The 22,942-nt window shown below is 65.9% G+C and carries 25 protein-coding genes; 7 read left to right on the forward strand and 18 right to left on the reverse strand.

Features of this window, described 5'->3' with window-relative positions; all coding sequences use genetic code 11:
• Window positions 1-98 precede the first annotated feature (98 nt).
• Both QJT82_RS23715 and cobS read right to left on the reverse strand, forming a co-directional pair.
• Window positions 99-659, reverse strand: a complete 561-nt coding sequence (locus QJT82_RS23715; RefSeq protein ID WP_028343953.1) for a histidine phosphatase family protein — start codon at window positions 657-659, stop codon at window positions 99-101.
• A 70-nt stretch (window positions 660-729) separates the two neighbouring features.
• Entirely contained in the window at window positions 730-1,482 is a 753-nt protein-coding gene (cobS, locus tag QJT82_RS23720; protein ID WP_028343954.1) for an adenosylcobinamide-GDP ribazoletransferase, read from the reverse strand.
• A 177-nt stretch (window positions 1,483-1,659) separates the two neighbouring features.
• Between cobS and cobT the strand changes: the two genes are divergently transcribed.
• The 3 genes from cobT to QJT82_RS23735 all read left to right on the forward strand — a co-directional run bounded on the left by cobT (window position 1,660) and on the right by QJT82_RS23735 (window position 3,673).
• Window positions 1,660-2,673, forward strand: a complete 1,014-nt coding sequence (gene cobT, locus QJT82_RS23725; RefSeq protein WP_028343955.1) for a nicotinate-nucleotide--dimethylbenzimidazole phosphoribosyltransferase — start codon at window positions 1,660-1,662, stop codon at window positions 2,671-2,673.
• A gap of 175 nt (window positions 2,674-2,848) precedes the next feature.
• Window positions 2,849-3,139, forward strand: a complete 291-nt coding sequence (locus QJT82_RS23730) for a hypothetical protein (protein ID WP_016842535.1) — start codon at window positions 2,849-2,851, stop codon at window positions 3,137-3,139.
• A gap of 111 nt (window positions 3,140-3,250) precedes the next feature.
• Window positions 3,251-3,673, forward strand: a complete 423-nt coding sequence (locus QJT82_RS23735) for a hypothetical protein (protein ID WP_028343956.1) — start codon at window positions 3,251-3,253, stop codon at window positions 3,671-3,673.
• A gap of 198 nt (window positions 3,674-3,871) precedes the next feature.
• On the opposite strand, the gene QJT82_RS23740 is transcribed toward QJT82_RS23735, so the two are convergent.
• The 7 genes from QJT82_RS23740 to QJT82_RS23770 all read right to left on the reverse strand — a co-directional run bounded on the left by QJT82_RS23740 (window position 3,872) and on the right by QJT82_RS23770 (window position 9,481).
• Entirely contained in the window at window positions 3,872-4,282 is a 411-nt protein-coding gene (locus QJT82_RS23740; RefSeq protein ID WP_028343957.1) for a VOC family protein, read from the reverse strand.
• Window positions 4,283-4,400: 118 nt separating this feature from the next.
• Window positions 4,401-4,937, reverse strand: a complete 537-nt coding sequence (locus QJT82_RS23745) for an SRPBCC family protein (protein ID WP_028343958.1) — start codon at window positions 4,935-4,937, stop codon at window positions 4,401-4,403.
• 92 nt (window positions 4,938-5,029) lie between these two features.
• Entirely contained in the window at window positions 5,030-5,440 is a 411-nt protein-coding gene (locus QJT82_RS23750) for a DoxX family protein (protein ID WP_028343959.1), read from the reverse strand.
• Between the two features lie 202 nt (window positions 5,441-5,642).
• On the reverse strand, window positions 5,643-7,160 hold the full coding sequence (locus tag QJT82_RS23755) for an arylsulfatase (protein ID WP_028343960.1): 1,518 nt from the start codon (window positions 7,158-7,160) through the stop codon (window positions 5,643-5,645).
• 199 nt (window positions 7,161-7,359) lie between these two features.
• Window positions 7,360-8,640 (reverse strand): RNA polymerase sigma factor, encoded by a 1,281-nt coding sequence (locus QJT82_RS23760; protein WP_028343961.1) that lies wholly within the window; start codon window positions 8,638-8,640, stop codon window positions 7,360-7,362.
• Complete coding sequence (locus QJT82_RS23765) at window positions 8,637-9,005, reverse strand: YciI family protein (protein WP_028332829.1); 369 nt, start codon at window positions 9,003-9,005, stop codon at window positions 8,637-8,639. Before QJT82_RS23765 ends, QJT82_RS23760 begins: the two co-directional genes overlap by 4 nt.
• 182 nt (window positions 9,006-9,187) lie before the next feature.
• Complete coding sequence (locus QJT82_RS23770; RefSeq protein WP_028343962.1) at window positions 9,188-9,481, reverse strand: hypothetical protein; 294 nt, start codon at window positions 9,479-9,481, stop codon at window positions 9,188-9,190.
• An 87-nt stretch (window positions 9,482-9,568) separates the two neighbouring features.
• Here QJT82_RS23770 and QJT82_RS23775 point away from each other — a divergent pair, with 87 nt between their 5' ends.
• Window positions 9,569-10,534 (forward strand): glyoxylate/hydroxypyruvate reductase A, encoded by a 966-nt coding sequence (locus tag QJT82_RS23775; RefSeq protein WP_028343963.1) that lies wholly within the window; start codon window positions 9,569-9,571, stop codon window positions 10,532-10,534.
• A gap of 229 nt (window positions 10,535-10,763) precedes the next feature.
• Here QJT82_RS23775 and QJT82_RS23780 read toward each other — a convergent pair whose 3' ends face one another.
• On the reverse strand, window positions 10,764-11,417 hold the full coding sequence (locus tag QJT82_RS23780) for a dihydrofolate reductase family protein (RefSeq protein WP_028343964.1): 654 nt from the start codon (window positions 11,415-11,417) through the stop codon (window positions 10,764-10,766).
• Window positions 11,418-11,508: 91 nt separating this feature from the next.
• On the reverse strand, window positions 11,509-12,168 hold the full coding sequence (locus QJT82_RS23785; protein ID WP_028343965.1) for a TetR/AcrR family transcriptional regulator: 660 nt from the start codon (window positions 12,166-12,168) through the stop codon (window positions 11,509-11,511).
• 93 nt (window positions 12,169-12,261) lie between these two features.
• On the opposite strand from QJT82_RS23785, the gene QJT82_RS23790 reads away from it, so the two are divergent.
• A complete protein-coding gene (locus QJT82_RS23790; protein ID WP_028343966.1) occupies window positions 12,262-12,906 on the forward strand; it encodes a glutathione binding-like protein in 645 nt (214 codons plus the stop codon).
• A gap of 346 nt (window positions 12,907-13,252) precedes the next feature.
• Here QJT82_RS23790 and QJT82_RS23795 read toward each other — a convergent pair whose 3' ends face one another.
• From QJT82_RS23795 to QJT82_RS23825, 7 genes are all read right to left on the reverse strand, one after another.
• Entirely contained in the window at window positions 13,253-13,720 is a 468-nt protein-coding gene (locus QJT82_RS23795; RefSeq protein WP_028343967.1) for a nuclear transport factor 2 family protein, read from the reverse strand.
• 272 nt (window positions 13,721-13,992) lie between these two features.
• The gene (gene ybgC / locus QJT82_RS23800; RefSeq protein WP_028332822.1) at window positions 13,993-14,442 is read right to left on the reverse strand and encodes a tol-pal system-associated acyl-CoA thioesterase; all 450 of its coding nucleotides are present in this window, start codon (window positions 14,440-14,442) and stop codon (window positions 13,993-13,995) included.
• A gap of 67 nt (window positions 14,443-14,509) precedes the next feature.
• The gene (locus QJT82_RS23805) at window positions 14,510-15,427 is read right to left on the reverse strand and encodes a metallophosphoesterase (RefSeq protein WP_028343968.1); all 918 of its coding nucleotides are present in this window, start codon (window positions 15,425-15,427) and stop codon (window positions 14,510-14,512) included.
• Window positions 15,428-15,665: 238 nt separating this feature from the next.
• A complete protein-coding gene (gene ruvB / locus QJT82_RS23810; protein ID WP_016842550.1) occupies window positions 15,666-16,715 on the reverse strand; it encodes a Holliday junction branch migration DNA helicase RuvB in 1,050 nt (349 codons plus the stop codon).
• A gap of 196 nt (window positions 16,716-16,911) precedes the next feature.
• The gene (gene ruvA / locus QJT82_RS23815) at window positions 16,912-17,529 is read right to left on the reverse strand and encodes a Holliday junction branch migration protein RuvA (RefSeq protein ID WP_028343969.1); all 618 of its coding nucleotides are present in this window, start codon (window positions 17,527-17,529) and stop codon (window positions 16,912-16,914) included.
• A 310-nt stretch (window positions 17,530-17,839) separates the two neighbouring features.
• Window positions 17,840-18,367 carry a crossover junction endodeoxyribonuclease RuvC gene (ruvC, locus tag QJT82_RS23820; RefSeq protein ID WP_028343970.1) on the reverse strand — a complete coding sequence of 176 codons (528 nt, stop codon included), beginning with the start codon at window positions 18,365-18,367 and terminating at the stop codon, window positions 17,840-17,842.
• 215 nt (window positions 18,368-18,582) lie between these two features.
• Window positions 18,583-19,329 (reverse strand): YebC/PmpR family DNA-binding transcriptional regulator, encoded by a 747-nt coding sequence (locus QJT82_RS23825; RefSeq protein WP_016842553.1) that lies wholly within the window; start codon window positions 19,327-19,329, stop codon window positions 18,583-18,585.
• A 213-nt stretch (window positions 19,330-19,542) separates the two neighbouring features.
• Between QJT82_RS23825 and QJT82_RS23830 the strand changes: the two genes are divergently transcribed.
• Window positions 19,543-21,309, forward strand: coding sequence for a methyl-accepting chemotaxis protein (locus QJT82_RS23830; protein ID WP_028343971.1), 1,767 nt, complete (start codon window positions 19,543-19,545; stop codon window positions 21,307-21,309).
• Window positions 21,310-21,506: 197 nt separating this feature from the next.
• Window positions 21,507-22,931, forward strand: coding sequence for a methyl-accepting chemotaxis protein (locus QJT82_RS23835; RefSeq protein ID WP_028343972.1), 1,425 nt, complete (start codon window positions 21,507-21,509; stop codon window positions 22,929-22,931).
• Window positions 22,932-22,942 lie beyond the last annotated feature (11 nt).

The following is a 22,942-nucleotide window of genomic DNA, read 5'->3' on the forward strand; positions in this document are numbered from 1 at the left end:
GAGAATCATTCGACTCACCGTTCCGCAAACGGAAACGCCTCAAATCACATAGATTCACAGCCTCTCAGGATGACGGAACTAACATTAGCGCAATCGGCCTAGCGCCCGTTCACCGCGACGACGCGCCAAGCATTCGGCAACCGATCGATCCGGGTCAGCGACAGCGGATCGATGACGAAGCGCAGCGCGAGCTCCGGCGCAAGATCGAGGGCGATTGCAAGGATCGCGCGGATGGTGCCGGAATGCACGACCAGCACGACGTCGCCGGCCGGCAGACGCGCCAGCCCCGCCCGTGCCCGCATGATCTGATCGGCAAAGCTTTCGCCGCCCGGCGGCCGGTTGTTGCCCGGCGATTGCCAGAACGCGCGATAGGCTGCGCCGAGCTCGGCTTCGATCTCGCTATGGCGCCGGCCGGTCCAATCGCCAAAATCCTGCTCGCGAAACGCGTCGTCCTCGGCTGCCGTCAGGCCGAGCTTTGCTGCGGTCTCGCGGGTGCGCCGCGCCGGACTGCAGACCGCGAGAGCGTGAGCCGGCAGCCTCACCTGCAACGACGCGAATGCCGCGCCATCGCTGAGGTCGGCGGGCGCATCCGGCGCGTGGATCACGCCGCGCGGACCGTCCACCGGCGCATGACGGATAAGCCAGAGACGGGTTTCCATGTTCCGCTCACGCTTTCATTTTGGCGCGCTTTCTTCACGCGAACCGGGATCCACTTCGCTCGAAAACGCCCTAACCTAACCGCGCCGCAAGCAGCACCAGGATCGCGGTCTCCGCGACCTGCTCGGCGCCGCCGAGCACGTCGCCGGTCTGGCCGCCGATCTGCCGCTTTGCCACGAGCACCATGACCAGTGCGCTCGCACCGGCCGCGATTGCCGCCAGCAGCGCGCTGCCGAACGGCAAGGCGAGGACTGCGATCAGCAGCGCCAGGCCCGCCGCGACCACGGCAATTGTCCCGTCGGGCCTACCGGCATTGGCGGCGAGCCCGTCCTTGCGCGCATAAGGCAGGCTGATCGCAATCCATGGCAGCACGCCACGGCCCAGCGCGTGCGCAGATATCAGACTCTGCACCACAAATCCGTTCGGAAGTGCAGCCAGCGCCGCGAGCTTGGCGGCAAAGCTCACCACCAGCGCCAGCGCGCCATAGGTGCCGAGCCGGCTGTCGCGCATGATCTCGAGCTTGGCCGCGACATCGCGGCCGCCGCCGAACCCGTCGGCGACATCGGCGAGCCCGTCCTCATGCAGCGCGCCGGTGAGCAGCGCACCGCCGCCGAGCGCGAGCGCGGCGGCGGCGAGATCCGGCACACCGATCGCCCGCAGCAGCAGGCAAAACAGGCCGATCGCCGCCCCGATGGCGGCCCCGACCAAGGGAAACAGCCGCTGCGCCCGGGCAAAGCTCTCCGGCCGCGCGCCGTCCGGATGCGGCATCGGCAAGCGGGTCAGGAAGGCGGTGGCGGTCCTGAGTTCGTCGAGCCATTGATTCATGGTGAAGGCCTGGAAATTGGGCTAAAGCGCGACGAGATCGGGCTCGATCTCATCGCGCTTTAGCTTCCTGTTAGGGCATGATCTCCACGCAAATGCTACGCATTTGTCGCGAGGAAAACCGCTTCACACTTTTCCGGATCATGCATTAGCTTGCGGCCCGCTCGACGAGGGAATCGCATGCAGTTCAGTACTCTAGACGACATCCGCGGCTTTTGTCGCGACCTGCCGCAGGGCGACGAGGCCAGTGCCGCGGCCGCCACGCAGCGCCAGCAGAACCTGACCAAGCCGAGGGGAAGCCTCGGCCGCCTGGAAGAGGTTGCGATCTGGCTGGCGCGCTGGCAGCGGCGCGAGATGCCCCGGCTCGATCACGTCACGATCGCCGTGTTCGCCGGCAATCACGGCATCGCCGAGCGAGGCGTTTCAGCCTATCCCTCCGAGGTCACCGCGCAGATGGTGGCGAACTTCGCCGCCGGCGGCGCTGCGATCAACCAGATCGCCAAGCTTGCCGGTGCCGAGCTGCGCGTCGAGCCGCTCGAGCTGGCGCGCCCGACCCGCGACTTCACGACCGGGCCGGCGATGGACGCCGCCGATTTCCTGGTCGCGCTCGATACCGGCTGGCGCACGGTGCCCGAGCAATGCGATTTGCTCGTGGTCGGCGAGATGGGCATCGCCAACACCACGGTCGCCGCGACGCTGTGCGCGGCATTGATGGGCGGGCGCGGCGTACGCTGGGCCGGCCGCGGCACCGGCGTCGACGATGCCGGGCTGATACGCAAGCGCACCACGATCGATGCGGCGCTCAAGCTGCATCGCGGCGTGATCGACGATCCGCTCGTCACCGCAATGTCGCTCGGCGGACGCGAGCTCGCGGCGATCGCGGGCGCTGTGCTGGCGGCGCGTGCAAGATCCATCCCGGTGCTGCTCGACGGCTTCGTGGCGACAGCCGCGGTGCTGCCGCTGGCGCGGCTTCAACCCGACAGCCTCGCGCATTGCCGCGCCGGACATGTGTCGGCCGAACTCGGCCACCGCGAATTGCTGCGCGAGCTCGAACTCGCCCCCTTGCTCGACCTTAACATGCGGCTCGGCGAAGGCTCCGGCGCGGGGGTTGCGATCCTTTTGCTGCGCGCGGCGCTCGCCTGTCATGGCGGCATGGCGACCTTTGCCGAGGCCGGCGTCTCCAGCGCGGGCTGAGGCTCTCGGGAGAGCCGGAGGGTTCCCTCAAAAAGCCGGTGCATAGCGTCGGCACGGGCCGCAATCTTCGCGTGTGCAGCATGACCTCTGCGCGCTGGAGGCCTAACCTTCGCGGCGGTGGGACGCCGGCCGGCGTCTCCGCCGTGCTGAACCAGATACCGGGGGAAGTCACCTCATGTCGGGCGTCCTCATCAATCTGATCATTCAAGTCATCAGCGGAGCCGTCGGCGGCAATGTCGCGGCGGGAGCGGCCAAGAACATCGATCTCGGCACGCTCGGTAACACCATCGCAGGCGCCATCGGCGGCGGCGCGGGCGGACAGCTTCTGGGCATGCTGATCCCGCTGCTCGCCAATTCCGGCGCGACGCCTGACATCGGCAGCATCATCGGCCAGGTCGCGGGCGGCGGCGTTGCCGGCGCCGTGCTCACTGCCATCGTGGGGGCGCTCAAGAACCGCGCGGCCTGAGCCACCTGCTGTCGGCGACCGGGACATCGGTCTTGACGATGCCCCATTCCGGCGCGAGCCTTGCGGCTTCAGATGCGGCACCTCGATCGCATCGTGGCAGGGATTGCGCGCATGAAAATACTTGTCGCGGCGGCAGCTCTCTGCGCAACGGTTAGCTGCGCGCAAGCCGATGTTCGTATCCTCGCCAGCCCCGGCGGGGAGGTCGGCCCGTTCATCGAACTGTTCGACAAGGTGCGCGAGTCGGGCGAACGCGTCGTGATCGACGGGCCCTGCCTGTCGGCCTGCACCCTGGTGCTCTCGATGGTGCCGGGTGACCGCATCTGCGTGACGCGGCGCGCCGTGCTCGGCTTCCACGCCGCGCGCTCGATTGACCGGCGCGGCCGCACGTATGCAGAGCCGGAAGCGTCCGTCGCGGTGCTGCAAGCCTATCCGGCACCGGTGCGCGGCTGGATCGTGCGCCGCGGCGGCCTGACCTCGCGCCTGCTATTGCTGCGCGGCCGCGAGCTCGCGGCGATTTATCCGCGGTGCAGGTAGCGGCGTGGATTGCGTCTTTCTTGACCCGCCGACGCTACCGGACCGTCATCCTGAGGTGCGAGCCCTTGCGAGCCTCGAAGGATGAACGGCCCCGCCGGTGGCCGTCGATCCTTCGAGGGCCGCTGAAGAAGCGGCCACCTCCAGCGACAACGGCGGAGCCGTTGCGCGGGGATGACGGTCCAATCAGGCAGCTCGGGGTTACATCCCCTGCGGGCAGTTCACCATCCAGGGGATGCCGAACTGATCGACGCACATGCCGAAGCCGTTGGAGAAGAAGGTCTTGCCGAACGGCATCGTCACCGTGCCGCCCTCGGACAGCGCCTTGAAGCGGCGTTCGGCCTCCGCGGGATCCTCGACCTGCAACGCGACGTGGAAGCCCTGCGGCTTCTGGAAGTGGCCGGGCGGGGCGTCGGACGCCATGATGATCTCGCCGTCGATCGTGAGGCGAGCGTGCATGATCTTGTCTTTCCAGCCGGGCGGCGTCTGCATCTCCGCACTACCCTCGCCGTAGGGGAAGGTGTCCTCGATCCGCGCGCCGAGAACCTTCTCGTAGAATTTCAGCGCCGCGCCGCAATTGCCGTCGTAGGAGAGATAGGGGTTGACCTGCATCGCATGCTCCCTTGGGTCATTCGAGCCTCGTCCCGATGGTATCGGAACGAGGGCTCTGGATTGTTATCTTGACACGTTTTCTTGACGCGAACCGGTAACTACTTCGCGCGAAAACGCGCTACTTTTCAGTCAGCTTCTTCAGATTGGCGAGACCGACCTCGAAATCCCTGCCGATCATGCGATCCAGGTTCATGAACACCTGCATCACCTTCGACATGAAGACGGCCGGACCATACATGGTCCATGTGACGCTGGTCGCATCTCCCTGCGGCAGCATTGTGAACTCGGCGGTGTTGTGGCCTTCGAACGGCTTGATGAAGTCGAGCTTGATGACGATCTTCGACGGCGCGGAGGATTGCAGGATCTCCATGCGGCCGGCACCGACATTCTTGTTGCCGTCCCAGGCGTAGACCGCACCCTGCCCGCGCCCGGCGCCGCTATAGATGCGCTTCATGGCCGGATCCCGGTTCTCGTAGGGCGACCAGACCGTCCACTGATGGAAATCGTCGATCAATGGAAAGATCCGCTCGGCCGGCGCGTTGATGCTGACCGCACGCGTGACGCGGAGCGTGCCCGGCTTGGTCGCCGCGACGACGAGGATGACGGCGATCGCGACGCCGAGGACGATCGCGATGATGGCAATGGTCTCCAACATGACAGTCTCCACAAGGATGGATTGAACAACGGAAGCGTTTTCAAGCGAAGTGGGTACCGGTTCGCGTGAAGAAAACGCGGCAAACAAGCAGCTCACCCGCGAAACGGAAGCATTGCGCGCAGATTGCCGTCGCGCAGATAGAGCCCGCCCCACAGCATCAGGCCGAGATAGAGCCCGAACAACGTGTGGGTGAACAGCGGGCTGCCGATCCGCACATGCGATGCGATCGCGCCGCCGAGATAGCCGGTGAGCAGGATCGCGCCGAGGATCGAGGTCGGCGGCACCGAGTACAGCAGCGTGCAGACGATGGTGATGATGCCGAGGCTGCGCGCCAGCGCATCGCTCGCGCCGAAGCCCATCCTGTCCATGGTCTCGGTAACAACAGACAGCGGCACCAGCTTGATCGCGCCGTCGAACAGCAGGAACAGGACGACCACGCCGCTCATGACGCGTCCGGTGATGCGGGCGGGCTTTGAGACTTCGGTGTCGACGATCGTCGGCATGACAGGCTCCGTAACGCTTGGTGATGCTCTCTGCCTTCATGACGAACGGCGGAGTACGGGGCCGACAACCCCGGTGAAGATTTTTGCATGTCGTCGCAATGCATGATCGAGGCTCCCGGTGCGGGAGCTCGAGTCACGGGCATCCGGCCAGATTCAATGTGGTTTGCCCCTTCAACGGGGTCGGCCCCGCAGCCCCTCGCCCTCAGTCACCTTGCGTGAAAAAGGCTTCCTCGCTGGGTAGCGAAGGCGGCCCGTGTGCCGCGCCCTTGACCGCCGCGAAAGCGTCGGCAAGAAACAGAGACTTGGCGCTCTCCCTGGCGAGTTGTTCGATGCGGGACTGCAACTCCCTGACCTTCTGAGGGTTGCTTTCGGCCAGATTGGTTTTTTCCGACGGGTCTTGCGGGATGTTGTACAGCTCGATCGCCGAAGGGAGCGGTGTCCGCCAGATCAGCTTCCAGTCACCTGCGCGCACACCGCCGCGGAACGGCTCGATGTTGTAGACCACCTCGTGCCTGGGCGAGGGGGCGCCTTTGCTGACGGTGGCCCAGACGTCCAGCCCATCGAGCGGCCTTTCCTTGCTTCCCTTGGCGAGGTTGGCGCCGGCGAGGCCGGCGAGCGTCGGGAACATGTCCACGACGTGCATCATCTCCCTCACCTCGCCGGCTCTGATCTGTCCGGGCCAGTTCGCGAACGCGGCGACGCGCGTCCCGCCTTCGTACAGCATGCCTTTTCCGCCGCGGTAAGGACCGTTGTCGGCTGGCAGCTTCAGCTTCGACACGTCCGCATCCCCGGCAAGGAGCGCGGTCTGGTTGCCGCCATTGTCGCTCATGAAAACGATCAAAGTGTTCTCGCGCATCTTCTTCCGTTCGAGCGCGGAGACCAGCTTGCCGATCTCGTCGTCCATGCACGTGATCATGGCGGCGTAAATGCGTCTCGTCGGATCTTCGATATGCCGGTACCTGTCGATGTATTCCTTCGGAGCCTGGTAAGGCGAGTGCGGAGCGGTAAAGGCTAGATACAGAAACAGCGGTACCTTTGGATCATGGGCGTCGATTTGCGCGACTGCATCCGCACCCCACAATTGAGTGACGTAGCCCGGCTCGTTCACCGGCTTGTCGTTGCGATACCAGTCGCGCACATTTGCCGATGAATGGGTGAAGTAATCGACCTCGCCCACCATCGATCCATAGTGGTAATCGAACCCGCGTTGACGCGGCCAGAACTTGCGGTCGGCGTGCCCAAGATGCCACTTGCCGACCATGGCGGTCCTGTAGCCCGCTTCCTTGAGCGCCTGCGGCAGCAGCCATTCATCGGTTGGCAATCCGTATTTGGCGGGCGTCGGAATGACCAGGGTTTGCAAGCCGTAGCGGCACGGATAGCGGCCGGTCATCAATGCTGCGCGGGTTGGGGTGCACATCGGCTGGACGTAGAATTGCTCGAGCCGGGCCCCGTCCTGCGCAAGCTTGTCGATATTTGAGGTCTTGATGTCGGAGCCGTGAAATCCGACGTCCTTCCATCCGAGATCGTCCGCGACGATGTAAACGATGTGCGGGCGCGGCGCGGTCGATTGCGCGGCGGCAGACGTGGGGTTCGCGGGCGCAATTGAGGCCAACGCAAGCATGGCCAGGACCGAGCTGCCGTTCAACAGGAGATCGCGGCGATTTATTTGGCGATTGCCTTGCGCTGAATGCACCGATTTATCGAGCGGGCGATCAATCATTTCATTCTCCGGGCAATGGTTTTGTGTGCAATTCACGCAGGCTACTGCGGAGGTGCGCCGCAGGGAAGCAGGCAATGGCGACAGCCGGCGTCGTTTCGATGCCGGGCGGCAATCGGGGCTTCGAGGGAAGCATCGCTTTCGGGGAGGAAGCTATACGGGCTCAGGGCCGCGCATGACGGCCGCGCGACACCTTGGACGACTATTTCCCCGCCTTCGCGTTGCGCGGCTGGCTGTCGCGCATCAGGCGGTCGATATGCATGCGGATGTGGGCGGCTTCAGCGGTGGTGTTGGCAAGCGCGATGGCGCGGTCGAAGGCGATGCGGGCCTCCTCGTTGCGGCCGAGCTGCATCAAGAAGGCGCCGCGCACGCCGAAATAATGGAAGTAGTTGGCAAGCCGCGGTGCCAGGGGCTCGATCATCTCGAGCGCGGCTTCCGGCCCCTTCACCTTGGAGACCGCAACGGCGCGGTTGAGCGTGATCACCGGCGACGGCTGCAAGACCTCGAGCGCACCGTACAGCAGATCGATCTGGGTCCAGTCGGTATCCTCGGGCTTTTCCGCACGGGCGTGCAGCGCTGCGATCGCCGCCTGCACCTGATAGGGACCGCTGCGGCGGTGGCGCATCGCCTTGTCGATCAGCGCGAGGCCCTCGGCGATCTGCTTCTGATTCCACAGGCTGCGGTCCTGGTCGTCGAGCAGGATCACCTGGCCGTCGGCGTCGAAGCGCGCCTCGGCGCGGGCATGCTGCAGCAACAGCAGCGCGGTGAGCCCCATGATCTCGGGCTCGCTCTGGAACAGCCGCAGCAGCAGGCGGGCGAGGCGAATCGCCTCCTCGCACAGCGGCGCGCGGATTTCGGCGGTGTCGCCGCTCGCCGAATAGCCCTCGTTGAAGATCAGATAGATCATCGCCGCGACCGAGGCGAGCCGCTCGCTGCGCTCGACCGCACCCGGCGTCTCGAACGGCACGTTGGCATCGGCGACGCGCGCCTTGGCCCGCGTGATGCGCTGCTCCATCGCCGCTTCCGAGACCAGGAAGGCGCGCGCGATCTGCTTCACCGTGAGACCTGAGACGATGCGCAGCGCGAGCGCGATCTGCTGCGTCGCCGGCAGATCCTTGTGACAGCAGATGAAGAGCAGCCGCAGAATGTCGTCGCGGTAGTGCGAGCCGTCGAGCCGCTCGGCGATCTCGTCCTCGGCGTCGTCGAGGTCGGAGATCGCCTGGTCGTCGTCGGGCAGCGGCTGCTGCTTCTTGTTGCGGCGGACCTCGTCGATCGCGACGTTGCGGCCGACCATGATCAGCCACGCCGCGGGATCGCGCGGCGGGCCGTTCTGCGGCCAGCTCTTGAGCGCCCGCAGGCAGGCGTTCTGGAACGCCTCCTCGGCGGTGTCGAGATTGCGGAAGTAGCGCAGCAGGGCGCCGACCGCCTGGGGACGCGCGGACGTCAACGCAGCATCGATCCAGGCGGTGTCGGTCACGCTCACGCCTTGGTACCCCCCTGATTGAAGTAGCCGACCGGACGGATCTCATAGGTGCCGCCGGGATTGGCCTCGCCGAGGTCGCGCGCGATGTCGAGCACCTCGTCGAGGTTCTTGCCCTCGACCAGATAGAAGCCGAGCAGCTGCTCCTTGGTTTCGGCGAACGGGCCGTCCAGCACCAGCGGCGGATTTTCCTTGCGCAGCGTGGTCGCCGCGGTGGTCGGCAACAGCCGCGCCACCGGGCCGAGCTTGCCCTGCTTGGCGAGCTTGTCCTGCACGACGGACAGTTTCTGCATGACGGAGGCGTCGTGTTCCTTGCTCCAGGAACCGACCATGTCTTCGTCATGATAGCAGAGGATGGCGTACAGCATCGAAAAGGCATCTCCGTTCATTGCAAGAACGAACGATTATGCCCGCTGCCGACAGGGGGCGCGAAAGAAATTTAGGTTCCGGATGCCGGCGATGGATTTTGATCGAGGCTCCATCGCGAGCTTCGACAAACTCAGCCGCGGCGGCGGCGCGTCAGGCCGTCGCCGCGGCGATGAGCACGCTGTTACCAATAGACGCCGTAGCGGGCGGCGATCCGGCGCGCCTCGGCTTCATCGCTCTCGCGATGGCGGACGTGGCTCCTCGTCACCGGACGGGACGCCTGCTGCCGCGGGGGCTCCACGGGTTGTGCCTGGGCCTGTGATGAGGCCCGCTGGGCCTCGCCCTGCGCTGGAGCAACGGCCGGTTGCGCCTGCGCCGGCGCTTCAGCGTTTGCGAGCACGAGGCCGCGGCTTTGATCGGCGTGGGCCGTGGCGACGGCAGCGAGGACGAAAGCGGACACCAGGATCAGTTTGCGCATGGAAGTTCTCCCCTGTTGATGGCAGGAGATGAGTGCGGGTTGGACCCGCTCTGTGACATGCGTCACATTAATGCTGGAGGTATCCGGATGGGTAATGGCGCACTCGCGCTGCTGATCAATGGCGGCTCGGAAAACTGGTCGTCGGCGCGCTGGAAGGCGCGGTTCGACGGGGTCTGCCCGGATCGCCGCGTCGTGCTGCTGCCGGACGGCGCGCTCGATCCCGCCGAGGTGCATTACGCCGCGGTGTGGAAGCCGAAGCCGGGCGATCTCGCGGCGTTCAAGAACCTGCGCGTCATCTTCAATCTCGGCGCCGGGGTCGACGCGTTGATGGCCGATCGCTCGCTGCCGGATGTGCCGCTGGTGCGGGTCGCGGTCTCCGATCTCACCGACCGCATGACCGAATATGTCGTGCTGCATGTGCTGATGCATCACCGCCAGGAGCTCTATTTGCGCGAGTCGCAGCGGGTGAAGCGCTGGGCGCCGGACTATCAATGGGCGGCGAGCGCGATCACCGTCGGCGTGATGGGGCTCGGCACGCTCGGCGCCGCCTCGGCGCAGGCACTGCGCGCGCTCGGCTTTCGCGTCGTCGGCTGGAGCCGCAGCGAGAAGCGGATCGACGGCATCGCCTGCTATCACGGCGCGGACGGGCTCGACGCATTCCTGCGCGAGACCAACATCCTGGTCTGCCTGCTGCCGCTGACGCCGGACACAAGGCATGTGCTGAACCGCGACGCGTTCGCGAAGCTGAACCGCGAGAGCCCGCTCGGCGCGCCCGTCATCATCAATGCCGGCCGCGGCGGCTTGCAGAACGAGGCCGACATCCTGCGCGCGCTCGATGACGGCACGCTGGGCGCCGCCTCGCTCGACGTCTTCGAGACCGAGCCGCTGCCCGAGGCGAGCCCGTTCTGGAGCCACCCGAAGGTGGTGCTGACGCCGCACAACGCCGCCGACACCGACGCCGACGAGATCTCGAAATATGTCGCGCAGCAGATCGCGCGCTTCGAGGCCGGCGGCGCGCTGGAGAACCTCGTCGACCGCAAGCGGGGGTATTGACACCTGCGTGTAGCCCGGATGCAGCGAAGCGAAATCCGGGGTTCTTTGCGCCGGACAAACCGCTCCCGGATTGCGCTGCGCTCCATCCGGGCTACGAAACGGGCGATTGCGGAATCACGCTTGAGCGTCATTGCGGGGAGCGAAGCGACGAAGCAATCCATCGTACCGCATACGCGGAGACATCGATTGCTTCGCTTCGCTCGCAATGACGGACAAGGTGCACGGCTGACTAAGACGCCTTGCGCGCGAAGGTGACGTGGGTCGCGTGCGGGCTCGCGACATGCGAGACGACGGCATAGCCGAGGGCGGGCAGATCGATGCCCGCGAACAAACTCTCGCCGGCACCGAGCGCGACCGGCGGCAACACCAGTTGCAGCTCGTCGAGCAGGCGCGCCTGCAGGAATTGCCGCACCACCGAGACGCCGCCGCCGACGCGGATATCCTTGTCCCCAGCAACCGCGCGCGCCCGCTCGAGCGCCGCGAGCATGCCGTCGGTCACGAAGTGGAACGTGGTGCCGCCTTCCATCTCGATGTCGGGCCGCGCGTGATGGGTCAGCACGAACACCGGGGTGTGGTATGGCGGATTGTCGCCCCACCAGCCCTTCCAGGCGTGATCCGGCCATGGTCCGCGGATCGGGCCGAACATGTTGCGGCCCATGATCCAGGCGCCGATCCCCTCCATCGACTTGCGCGCGATCTCGTCGTCGAGCCCGGTGGTGCCGCCGTCCTGGCCGGTCATCGCGCGAAAGGTTCGCGTCTCGAAGAACCAGGCGGCGGGCAGCGCCAGGCCGCCCACGCCGAACGGATGTTCGAGGCTCTGATTCAGCGCCGCGCCAAATCCGTCGATCGAGACCGTGAATACTGAAGTCCTGACTTTTCCCATGATGTTCCGCTTCCGTGAGTGGGTAGACCTTACGGAAGACGGGCGGGAAAGCCAGCGCCCGACATTTGCTGCGCGAGAAAGTTCCCCGCCGCTATTTCGCCCCGCACAGCACGTCGACGGCGCCCTTCACGATCGCCTCGAGCTCCTTGCGCGGCACGCGGGCTCGGGCGCGGATCGCGATGGTGTGGATGGTGGCGGAGGCCAGATGCGCCAGTGATGCCGGATCGGCTCCCTCGGGCAGCTCGCCGCGCTCCTTGGCATGGCGGAAGCAAATGCCAAACGCCTTGTCGAGCTCGGTCAGGCCCTCCACCACCATGCTGCGGATATCCGGATCCGACACCGCCTCGGACGCCGCCGTCATCACCGTGAAGCAGCCGCGGGGGCCGGACTCGCCGGAGAGATAGATGTCGAGCGCGATGCGATAGATGCGCTCGAGCCGCTCGCGCAGCGGCGCATCGGCGCGGAAGATGTCGATCATCGCCGCGCGCGCGTCGTCGCGGTAGCGCTGATAGCTCTTGATGTAGAGCTCGCGCTTGTCACCGAACGCGCCATAGAGGCTCGGCCGGTTCATGCCGGTCGCCGCGCTCAGATCATCGAGCGAGGTCGCGGCGAAGCCATCGCGGCGGAACAGATCGAGCGCCTTGCCGAGCGCGACATCGGGCTCGTAGGCGCGCGGCCGCCCGCGCCGCTTCGGTGCGACCGGAGCGTCGATCTTTGCAGCAGATGGCGGTTTCTTACTTTTTTGTACCATTTCGCATTTAATTCCTTGACGGCTTCAATATTATCCAAGACAGTACAAAAATCAACAACGGCCGGACACCCGCGCCAGACACTGGAGGCACCCATGGACCTTTATTTCTCGCCCCTCGCCTGCTCGATGGCGACCCGAGTCGCGCTCTATGAAGCGGGCCAGCCGGCCAACTATCTCGAGGTCGATCCGAAGACCAAGGCGGTGCGCAACGACGGCTCCGACTTCAACAAGGTCAATCCGCTCGGGCTGGTACCGACGCTGCGCACCGACGACGGCGTCGTGCTGACCGAGAACGCCGCGATCCTGCAATATGTCGCCGACCAGTTTCCGCGCGCCGGCATCGGCACGGCGTCGAACGCCGAGCGTTCAAAGCTGCATCAATGGCTGTGCTTCATCGGCACCGAGCTGCACAAGGGCCTGTTCCTGCCGCTGCTCGACAAGAAGGCGCCGCCGGAGGCCAAGACCTATGCCGTGGAGAAATACGTCTCGCGGCTCGACTATGTCGAGGACCACCTAAAGGGCCGCGAGTACCTGCTCGATCATTTCAGCGTCGCCGACGCCTATCTCGTCACCGTGATCAACTGGACCATGGCAACGCCGCCGATCGAGCTCGCGAAATGGCCGGCGCTGAAGGCCTATTACGAGCGCCTGCGCGCCCGTCCCTCGGTTGCGAAGGCGATCGCGGAGGAGTTCGAGCTCTACAAGGCCGAGATCGCGCGGCATAAGGCTGCGGCATAGGGCACACTGAGAAGCGACGGCTCCGAGCGCGGGGCCGTCCACCCTTCGAGGCTCGCTCCGCTCGCACCTCCAGCGACAAAGGCGATGCCTTTGCGCGGGGGTGACGGAGCGAGGATCTGCGCGCTTAACTCTAGCCGCGCACTCAATCTCATCCCCGTCATGCTGAGGAGCGCGGAACGCGCGTCTCGAAGCACAACGGCCCAGCTCCCGCCGCTTGCAAGTAGCCCGGATGCAGCGAAGCGCAATCCGGGGACGGTACAGCCACGAGACCGCCCCGGATTTCGCGGAGCGTGTCATCGGGCCCGCGTTCGCGCGACCCGTTGGCTCCATCCGGGCTACGAGTTGATCAGAACGGCTCCGGCCTCAGGCCCGGCACGTCGGCCGGACGCGGGCCCGGGGCGGGCCAGTGGAAGCGGCGGTCCTTCTCTGCGATCGCGATGTCGTTGATCGAGGCCTCGCGGCGGCGCATCAGGCCGTGCTCGTCGAACTCCCACTGCTCGTTGCCGTAGGAGCGAAACCAGTTGCCGCCGGCATCGTGCCATTCGTACTGGAAGCGGACCGCGATGCGGTTGCCGTCGAATGCCCAGAGATCCTTGATCAGGCGATACTCCTGCTCCTTCTCCCATTTGCGGGTCAGGAAGGCCACGATCGCCTCGCGGCCCTGAAACACCTCGGAGCGGTTACGCCAGCGGCTGTCCTCGGTATAGGCGCCGGCAACCCGAACCGGGTCGCGCGAATTCCAGGCGTCCTCCGCCATGCGCGCTTTCTGCGCGGCGGTCTCGCGGGTGAAGGGTGGCAGCGGCGGGCGTGACATTGGCGATCCCTCGCGGTTGAAGCATGATCCGGAAAAGTGTGAAGCGGTTTTCCGAAAAGATCGTGCTCGAAATGTAAGACAAACGCGATCAATCTGATCGCGCTTTGTCGCGCGCAAATCTATCGCCGCGCCGCGCAGAGTCGATGGGTCGTTTCTTATCGCCCGATAGCTGGAGCCTATTCCGTTCCGATTGTATCGGAACAGGGATCCAGATTCCTGTTTTTGACGCGTTTTCTTCACGCGAACCGGTATCCACCTCGCTCGAAAACGCTCTAAGCCAGATCGGCCTTCATCAGCGCGCGAATAGCCTTGGGAATCGGCTGCGCGCGGCCGCCGCTGATGAAGGCGACGCGGACCTCGGCCTTCACAAGCACGTCATCGCCGCGCCGGACTTCCTGAGCGAGCATGATGGAGGCGCCCTTCACAGCGATCGGCCAGGTCACGACGTCGAGCACGTCGTCCATCCGCGCCGGCTTGAGGAAGTCGAGCGTCATCGAGCGCACGACAAAGGCGAAGCCGCCGGTCTCCTCCTGCGCTTCATCGAACAGCGCCTGCTGCTCGGCGCCCATCAGGCGGAGATGATTGGTGCGCCCGCGCTCCATGAAGCGCAGGTAATTGGCGTGATAGACGATGCCGGAAAAATCGGTGTCTTCGTAATAGACGCGAACCTGCATATGGTGGCGGCCATCGCGGATCTGGCCGTCGAGAATGGGTGAGGTCATTTGCAGCCCCCGATTGCGCAAAACTTTGGTTCGTATTGCGCAAAATCGCCAGCCGGCGCAAGCGCGCTCAGGACACCACCGGCCCCTTTGCGCCGAGCGTGACCTGCACGATCTCGGGCGGCACGCCAAGGCGGAACGGCATGATGCTGCAGCCGAGGCCGCCGGAGACGACGACGTCGCATTTCAGCTTGATATGGCCATAGGCGAGCCGCATGCCGTGCTTCACCGGCACCGCCGGCGACCAGCCGAGCAGCCGCACCTGTCCGCCATGGGTGTGGCCGGACAGCTGCAACGCGACGCGCGAGGGCACGCGGAGCGCGATGTCGGGCTCATGCGCGAGCAGGATCACCGGCGCATCGTCGGTGACCTTGGCAAGCGTCGCGTTGAGATCGTCGACGCCGATGCGCAAGACCTGGCGATAGGGCCGCGCCGCCATGAAGGCGAGTTGGTCGCCGAGACCGGCGAGCCAGAACGGACGGCCGTCCTTGGCGAGCCGCACCGCGTCGTTCTCGTAGACCGGAATCCCCGCCCCCTCCAGCGCACGGCGCGCGAGCGGGATGCCGCGCCCCAGGCGCTGTACCGCCTTGTCTTCCCAGTAGTCGTGGTTGCCGAGCACGGCGTGCACGCCGAGCGGCGCCTTCAGGCCCTTCAGCACCGCGGCCCAGTCGGAGGCCGGAATGAAGCGCGTCACATGACGTAGCCCCGCAACATAGTCGCCGAGCAGCACGATGATGTCGGGGTTCAGGGCGTTCGTCCGCTCGACGATCTCAGCGATGTGATCGAGCGACATCCAGGGATCGCAGGCGTGGATGTCGGCGAGTGCGGCGATCTTGAGCGGAAAGTCCGCCGGCCATTGCCGCGGCGACAGATCGTAGCGCGTGAGCGCGAGGCGGACGACCGGCTCGCTCAAGCCATAGGCCGCGGTCGAAGCGGTGGCGGCGGTCAATCCGCCGAACCCGCGCAGAAAATGACGACGTGAAATCATGGATGTGTGATCGGTGATGCCTGGCGCTTGTCGAAAACACTCTGGGCTATCATAGGCCCTTTGATTGGAGCGAAATTGGGCCGCGTTTGTGCCGACGGCCTGCGGAGATGCCGCAATGGTTAGTAGGCAAGGTTACCGGCAAGCGCGACGCGCTGCATCAACACGTCATTCACGTCTTTGGGAGCGGAGGCCCTTTGTTCGAGCATGACAACCGGTTCGCGCTGTTCTGGATCATGCGTCAGTCCTCGTCGCCATTGCCGCCGAACAGGCCGAACTGCGAGGGGTCGCGGTTCGGCTCGGCGAGGCCGAGATGGCGGAAGGCATGCGAGGTCAGGAGCCGGCCCCGCGGGGTGCGCTGCAGATAGCCGCACTGGATCAGATAGGGCTCGATGATGTCCTCGATCGCATCGCGCGGCTCCGACAGCGCCGCCGCCATGGTCTCGACGCCGACGGGTCCACCGCCATAGTTCAAGGCGATCGTGGTGAGATAGCGCCGGTCCATCGCATCGAGCCCGGCGCTGTCGACCTCGAGGGCGCTCAGCGCCCGGTCGGCGATGCCGCGGTCGACGGAATCGGCGTCCGCTGCGGAGGCAAAGTCGCGCACCCGGCGCAGCAGGCGGCCGGCGATGCGCGGCGTGCCGCGGGCGCGGCGCGCGATTTCGTTGGCGCCATCCGGGCTCATGCCGATATTGAGCACGCGGGCGCCACGGGTGACGATCTTCTCCAGCTCCTCCTCGGTGTAGAAATTGAGCCGGATCGGAATGCCGAAGCGGTCGCGCAACGGATTGGTGAGCAGGCCTGCGCGCGTCGTCGCGCCGACCAGCGTGAATTTCGACAGCTCGATCTTGACCGAGCGCGCCGCGGGGCCTTCGCCGATGATCAGGTCGAGCTGAAAATCCTCCATCGCGGGATAGAGCACTTCCTCGACCGCCGGGCTGAGGCGATGGATCTCGTCGATGAACAGCACATCGCGCTCTTCGAGATTGGTCAGCAGCGCCGCGAGGTCGCCGGCCTTGGCGATGACCGGGCCGGAGGTGGCACGAAAGCCGACGCCGAGTTCGCGCGCGACGATCTGCGCCAGTGTGGTCTTGCCGAGGCCGGGGGGACCGACGAACAGCACGTGATCGAGCGCCTCGCCGCGCTTCTTCGCGGCCTCGATGAAGATCGAGAGATTCTTGCGCGCCTGGGCCTGGCCGACGAACTCCGTCAGCGACTGCGGCCGCAGTGCGGTGTCGCCGACATCATCGGAGCGGCGTTCGGGCGAGACCATGCGCGAGGGCGTATTCATGATGCGAGACTAACACGAGATGATTGTTCTCCCTCTCCCCGCTCTTGCGGGGAGAGGGTTGGGGTGAGGGGCTCCCTCCGCGAGCGCGATGTGCGTCGAGACCTGTACCCCCTCACCCGGATCGCATCTGCGATGCGATCCGACCTCTCCCCGCAAGCGGGGCGAGGTGAAGAAAAGAGGCGCTCCAATGCACAACTCACTTCGACAATTCCTTCAGGCCCAGCCGGATCAGCTGCGCGGTCTCGGCCTTCTCACCGGCGCTGCGCGAGGCGGCGGCGATGGCGGCGGCGGCCTGCGGCTGGCCGTAGCCGAGATTGACCAGCGCGGAGATGGCGTCGGTGACCGGACGCGGCGCGCGATTGTTGTCGATCGCACCCGAGAGCTGCACCACCGCGGGATCGACATCGGCAAAGCCCGGCGCCTTTTCCTTCAATTCGCTGACGATACGCTCGGCGACCTTCGGCCCGACCCCCGGCGTCCGCGCCACCGCCGCCTTGTCGCGCAGCGCGATGGCGTTGGCGAGATCGGTCGGCGGCAGCGTGCCGAGCACCGCGAGCGCCACCTTGGCGCCGACCCCCTGCACGGTCTGCAGCAGGCGAAACCATTCGCGCTCGTGATCCGAGCGGAAACCGAACAGCTTGATCTGATCCTCGCGGACATAGGTCTCGATCGAGAGCACGGCGGCACCGCCTGGCGACGGCAGCGCCTGCAACGTGCGGCTCGCGCAATGCACCTGATAACCGACGCCGCCGACGTCGAGGATCACGTAATCCTCGCCATAGGAATCGATCAGGCCCTTCAGCTTGCCGATCATCGTGCGCCCCCGCGCTCGGTGGTCACACTCCGTTCGAATCCTTCAGTGAGGGACGCAGCGGCGGAAGGGTTCCCTCCCCCCTTGCGGGGGAGGGTTAGGGAGAGGGGTAAGCCCCGGGCGCTGACTTCAAAGGTGCGACGAGGACCCAGCAACGAAGCACGCGGGATAACTAAGCGCGGTGCGAGCGTTGTTCGCGCACTGCGTCGCGCAGTCGAGCAAGCGGTACCCCTCTCCCCAACCCTCCCCCGCAAGGGGGGAGGGAGCCTGACGAGCGTGCTCACCTCACATCGTGCTGAGCAGAAATAGCCCGTCATAGGCTCGCCACCCTGAGCCGCAGCGCGGTGCTCTGGCGGTGATGCGCGTGGGTGATCGCGACCGCGAGCGCGTCCGCGGCGTCGGCGGACGGCGGCTCGGCTTTCGGCAGCAGGATCTTCAGCATCACCTGGATCTGGTTCTTCTCGGCATGTCCGGCGCCGACCACGGTCTTCTTGACCTGGTTGGGCGCGTATTCGGCGACCGAGATACCGAACATTGCGGGCGCCAGCATGGCGACGCCGCGCGCCTGGCCGAGCTTCAGCGTGGCAACGCCGTCCTTGTTGACGAAGGTCTGCTCGACCGCCGCCTCCGCAGGCTTGTAGTCGCCGAGCACGGCGGCGAGCCCCTCATGGATCGCGAGCAGCCGGCTCGCCAGCGGCAGATCGTCCGGCGGCTCGACCGAACCGCAGGCGATGTAGACCAGACGGTTGCCTTCAGTCTCGATCACGCCCCAGCCGGTGCGGCGGAGACCCGGATCGATACCGATGATGCGGACGGGAGAGCGAATCGGCTGGGATGTCATGGGCTAGTGATACCGCCTGCGCCGGGAGAACGAAACACAAACGGAGCCTCATCCCCTGCCGCGGTCGTTGTACTCGACCCACTCGTCATCCCCGCCTAGTGCGCGATTGCGCACGAGAGCGGGGATCCAGGACGCCGCGGCTTCTCGGATCGAATGCAGGTCTCTGGAATACTGGGTCCCCCGGTCCAGCCGGACGACGACAGCAGTGCAAGCGACTAGCCGCCCATCTTCGCGATCAGCGCGTCGGACACCTCGAAATTGGCGAACACGTTCTGCACGTCGTCGTGCTCGTTGAGCAGATCCATCAGCTTCAGCAGCTTTTCGCCGGTCTCGTCGTCGACCGCGACGGTGTTCTGCGGCTTCCAGGTCAGCGCCGCCTTGCGCGGCTCGCCGAACTTCGCTTCCAGCGCTTTTGCGACTTCGCGGAAAGTATCCTGCGAGGCGTAGACCTCATGGCCGCCTTCGCTGGAGACCACGTCGTCGGCGCCGGCCTCGATCGCGGCGTCCAGCATGGCGTCGTCGGAGGCGACCTTGGCGTCGTATTCGATGATGCCGGTGCGGTCGAACATGAAGGCGACCGAGCCGGTTTCGCCGAGATTGCCGCCCGACTTGGTGAAGAAGGAGCGGATATCGGAGGCGGCGCGGTTGCGGTTGTCGGTCAGCGCCTCGACGATCACGGCGACGCCGCCGGGGCCATAACCCTCGTAGCGGATCTCGTCATAGTTCTCGCCCTCATTGCCCGCAGCCTTCTTGATGGCGCGGTCGATATTGTCCTTGGGCATGTTCTCGGCGCGGGCCGCGACCACGGCGGCGCGCAGCCGCGGATTCATCGCCGGGTCGGGGGTGCCGAGTTTGGCCGCCACGGTGATTTCGCGGGCCAGCTTGCCGAAAAGCTTCGACTTCTGGGCATCCTGCCGGCCCTTGCGGTGCATGATGTTCTTGAATTGGGAATGGCCGGCCATGCGACGTCTCTTCGGAGCTTAGGGTCTGAACAGGGATGGAAAACGCGGCCTTATAGGCCCCTCACGGTCAAAATCAAAGGATCGGCGGGGCCTTCCGGCGGACGAATACTACCGCAAGCCGGAATATGAGGCACTTGTTAACCATGACTTCATGCCCGGGTGCGAGGATCGCCCCGTCCCGCCGCAACTTTCCAGAGCCCCCAAAGAGCCCACATGGCGTTCGGTTTGTTTCGAAAGCAAGTGCCGGAGCCGGCTGCGCCGGCCGTCGCGCCGCAGGTTCCAACCGCGGCCGCCGCCCCTGGTGTCTCGACCGAGACTGATTCGGCCAAGGATTCGTCCAAGGAGATCCTGGAATTGCTGGAACTCGAGCTCGGCGCGATGATCCGCCAGCTCGAACGCGCCGCGAGCTCGGTCGCCGACGGCGCCGAGGCGACGGCAGCCAAGCTCGCCACCATCCGCGCCCGCACCGACGCGCTGACCGGCCGCAGCAGCGATGCACAGAGCACCGCGACGACGTTCTCGGAAGCCGCTGATCGCTTCACTCACTCCGCCGAGGGCATCGGGGCGCAGGTGCGCAGCGCGAGCCAGCTCGCCGACGACGCCGCGGCCGCGGCGCGCGAGGCCACCGCCAATGTCGATCGCCTGCGCGAGTCTTCAGCCGCGATCGGCAACGTCGTCAATCTGATCGCGCAGATCGCGCGGCAGACCACGCTGCTCGCGCTGAACTCGACGATCGAGGCAGCGCGCGCCGGCGCCGCCGGCAAGGGCTTTGCGGTGGTCGCAACCGAGGTCAAGGCGCTGGCGGTGCAGACCCAGAGCGCGACCGAGGAGATCACGCGGAAGATCGAGGCGTTGCAGAAGGACGCCACCGGATCGGCCGACGCGGTGCACCGTATCTCGCAGGCGATCGAAAAGATCCGCCCGGTGTTCGAGAACGTCAACGGCGCGGTCGCCGAGCAGAATGAAATCACCGGCGAGATGGGCCAGAACGCCGCCTCCGCCTCGCACTTCATCGTCTCGGTCGGCACCAGCGCCGGCGAGATCGATTCGGCAACGCGCGAAGCCGCCGCGCATGGCGACAATGTCGCCAAGGCCGGCAAGGCGGTGACCGCCTTTGCGCAGAAGCTTAAAGCGCGCTGCGCTGTGCTGCTGCGCCAGGACGAGCGCGGCGATCCGCGCAAGAACGAGCGCCTGCCCTGCAGCCTCAAGATCGAGATCACGACCGCGCGCGGCATCGTCACCGCACCGGTCTACGAGATCGCGATGGACGGCATTCTGATCGGCGGCCCCGATGCCGAGAAGCTGCCGGCGCAAGAGACCCTGAACGCGACCTTGCAGGAGATCGGCGCGTGCCGGATCCGGATCGGCGAGCGCTCCAAGGCAGGCAGCCAGGCCCGCTTCGAGGCGGCAACCGCCGAGCTGCGCGAAAAAATCGAAGACCGGATGTGGGCGATCCACGAGGAGAACGCCGAGCTCGTCACCCGCGCGATCGAAGCCGGCAGCGCGCTGAGCAAGATGTTCGAGAACGGGCTGGCGAGCGGCGCGATCGCGATCGCCGACATGTTCGACACCGACTATGTCGAGATCGCAGGCACCAACCCGGTGCAGTACCGCACCAAAATGCTGGACTGGGCGGAGCGCACGCTGCCGGCGTTCCAGGAGGCGTTCCTCGCCAGGGACAAGCGAATGGCGTTCTGCGTGATGATCGACCAGAACGGCTATCTGCCGGTCCACAACAAGCTCTACTCGCAGCCGCAGCGGCCGGGCGAGGTGGCATACAACACCGCCAACAGCCGCAACCGCCGCATCTTCAACGACGCCGCGGGCCTCGCCGCCGGCCGCAACCAGCGCGCCTATCTGATCCAGACCTATGCGCGCGACATGGGAGGCGGCAACACGGTGATGATGCGCGAGATCGACGTACCGATCCGCGTGCGCGGCCGGCACTGGGGCGGGTTCCGCACCGCCTACAAGCTTTGAACACTTCGTAGCCCGGATGAAGCGAAGCGTAATCCGGGACACGTGTTTCCACGGGCAGGAGTCCCGGATTTCGCTGCGCTGCATCCGGGCTACACAGTGCGCGCTCAGGCAAGACCGGCAGCGCGAATCACGCTTTAGGATTGGAATGGGGAATGCTGCGGCGGCCGACTGGCCGCTGTAACGGAGGAAGCGTCGATATGTCGGCCGCGCAGCTTGCAGTTCTGGATACGTCATCGGACCGAACGCTGGCCGAGCGGCTGGTGGACCAGCTCGCCGACCGCATCGGCGGCCTCGGGGTGGAGCTCGCCGACATCGCCGGCAACGTCCAGGAGGTCGCGAACCGCGTCAGCAGCCAGTCCGAGCGCTTCCATCATTTGCAGACGACGGCCGAGACGATGGTCGCGGCCAATCACGACATCGCCAACGCATCGCAGGCGGTGCAAACGACCGCATCCGCCGCGGTCGGCCAGATTGCGGAGTCCCGCCATGTGGTCGAAACGGCGGTCAGCCACATCGCTGAGCTCGTCGCGGCGGTCGGACGGATCGAGGCGCGGCTCGCCGCGGTCGGCTCCGCGCTGAGCCAGGTCGCCAAGGTTTCCGGTTCGATCGAGGCGATCGCCAAGCAGACCAATCTGCTGGCGCTCAACGCCACCATCGAGGCGGCGCGCGCCGGCAACGCCGGCCGCGGCTTTGCCGTGGTCGCGAGCGAGGTCAAGAACCTTGCGGAAGCGACCCGCCAGGCGACGCAGCAGATTTCCGACACCGTGCGCGATCTCGACGGCCAGATCGGCAACCTGATCGGCGAGAGCAGCGATGCCTCGTTGCGCGCCAAAAGCGCCGGCGAAGGCGCGCAGCAGATTTCGGGCATCATCATGCGCGTGCAGGAAGGCTTCTCATCCGTCGGCGCCGAGATCGGCAGCGTGGCGCGCGCCGCAACCTCCAATCTCGGCCATTGCGACAGCGTGATCGCGGAGCTGAACGAACTGGCCAAGGGCGTCGATCTCTCCTCGCGCGACCTCAAGCACGCCGACAGCCGCGTCGCGAAACTGCTCGAGCTCTCCGAGAGCCTGATCGTGACCATCGCCGACAGCGGCGTGGAGACCAGTGACACGCCGCTGATCCGCGTCGTGATCGACACCGCAAGGCAGATCTCGGAGCTGTTCGAGAATGCCGTCGCGCGCGGCGAGATCACGCTCGCGCAATTGATGGACGAGAATTATCGCGAGATCGCCGGCACCAATCCGAAGCAGTACCTGACCGACTACGTCGCCTTCACCGACCGCGTATTGCCCGCGATCCAGGATCCGATCCAGAAGAGCGACCCGCGCATCGTGTTCTGCGTCGCCTGGGCGCGCAGCGGCTATCTGCCGACCCACAATCCGAACTACCGGCAGCCGCAGGGACCGGACCCGGTCTGGAACAACGCCAATTGCCGCAACCGCCGCCTGTTCAACGACCGCGCGGTGAGCAAGGTCGCTGCCAACACAAAACCGTTCCTGCTGCAGACCTATCGCCGCGACATGGGCGGCGGCAATTTCGTGCTGATGAAGGACCTGTCATCGCCGATCGTCGTGAACGGCCGCCACTGGGGCGCATTCCGAATGGGCTTCCGGCAGAGCTAGGCCAGCCCCTT

The sequence above is a fragment of the Bradyrhizobium sp. Mp19 genome, from assembly GCF_029952935.1.
Lineage (GTDB): Bacteria > Pseudomonadota > Alphaproteobacteria > Rhizobiales > Xanthobacteraceae > Bradyrhizobium > Bradyrhizobium elkanii.

Coding starts and splice junctions, on each gene's coding strand:
- QJT82_RS23715 (WP_028343953.1), bottom strand. CDS start 659: ATGGAAACCCGTCTCTGGCTTATCCGTCATGCGCCGGTGGACGGTCCG.
- cobS (WP_028343954.1), bottom strand. CDS start 1,482: ATGAATCAATGGCTCGACGAACTCAGGACCGCCACCGCCTTCCTGACC.
- cobT (WP_028343955.1), top strand. CDS start 1,660: ATGCAGTTCAGTACTCTAGACGACATCCGCGGCTTTTGTCGCGACCTG.
- QJT82_RS23730 (WP_016842535.1), top strand. CDS start 2,849: ATGTCGGGCGTCCTCATCAATCTGATCATTCAAGTCATCAGCGGAGCC.
- QJT82_RS23735 (WP_028343956.1), top strand. CDS start 3,251: ATGAAAATACTTGTCGCGGCGGCAGCTCTCTGCGCAACGGTTAGCTGC.
- QJT82_RS23740 (WP_028343957.1), bottom strand. CDS start 4,282: ATGCAGGTCAACCCCTATCTCTCCTACGACGGCAATTGCGGCGCGGCG.
- QJT82_RS23745 (WP_028343958.1), bottom strand. CDS start 4,937: ATGTTGGAGACCATTGCCATCATCGCGATCGTCCTCGGCGTCGCGATC.
- QJT82_RS23750 (WP_028343959.1), bottom strand. CDS start 5,440: ATGCCGACGATCGTCGACACCGAAGTCTCAAAGCCCGCCCGCATCACC.
- QJT82_RS23755 (WP_028343960.1), bottom strand. CDS start 7,160: ATGATTGATCGCCCGCTCGATAAATCGGTGCATTCAGCGCAAGGCAAT.
- QJT82_RS23765 (WP_028332829.1), bottom strand. CDS start 9,005: ATGCTGTACGCCATCCTCTGCTATCATGACGAAGACATGGTCGGTTCC.
- QJT82_RS23770 (WP_028343962.1), bottom strand. CDS start 9,481: ATGCGCAAACTGATCCTGGTGTCCGCTTTCGTCCTCGCTGCCGTCGCC.
- QJT82_RS23775 (WP_028343963.1), top strand. CDS start 9,569: ATGGGTAATGGCGCACTCGCGCTGCTGATCAATGGCGGCTCGGAAAAC.
- QJT82_RS23780 (WP_028343964.1), bottom strand. CDS start 11,417: ATGGGAAAAGTCAGGACTTCAGTATTCACGGTCTCGATCGACGGATTT.
- QJT82_RS23785 (WP_028343965.1), bottom strand. CDS start 12,168: ATGGTACAAAAAAGTAAGAAACCGCCATCTGCTGCAAAGATCGACGCT.
- QJT82_RS23790 (WP_028343966.1), top strand. CDS start 12,262: ATGGACCTTTATTTCTCGCCCCTCGCCTGCTCGATGGCGACCCGAGTC.
- QJT82_RS23795 (WP_028343967.1), bottom strand. CDS start 13,720: ATGTCACGCCCGCCGCTGCCACCCTTCACCCGCGAGACCGCCGCGCAG.
- ybgC (WP_028332822.1), bottom strand. CDS start 14,442: ATGACCTCACCCATTCTCGACGGCCAGATCCGCGATGGCCGCCACCAT.
- QJT82_RS23805 (WP_028343968.1), bottom strand. CDS start 15,427: ATGATTTCACGTCGTCATTTTCTGCGCGGGTTCGGCGGATTGACCGCC.
- ruvB (WP_016842550.1), bottom strand. CDS start 16,715: ATGAATACGCCCTCGCGCATGGTCTCGCCCGAACGCCGCTCCGATGAT.
- ruvA (WP_028343969.1), bottom strand. CDS start 17,529: ATGATCGGCAAGCTGAAGGGCCTGATCGATTCCTATGGCGAGGATTAC.
- ruvC (WP_028343970.1), bottom strand. CDS start 18,367: ATGACATCCCAGCCGATTCGCTCTCCCGTCCGCATCATCGGTATCGAT.
- QJT82_RS23825 (WP_016842553.1), bottom strand. CDS start 19,329: ATGGCCGGCCATTCCCAATTCAAGAACATCATGCACCGCAAGGGCCGG.
- QJT82_RS23830 (WP_028343971.1), top strand. CDS start 19,543: ATGGCGTTCGGTTTGTTTCGAAAGCAAGTGCCGGAGCCGGCTGCGCCG.
- QJT82_RS23835 (WP_028343972.1), top strand. CDS start 21,507: ATGTCGGCCGCGCAGCTTGCAGTTCTGGATACGTCATCGGACCGAACG.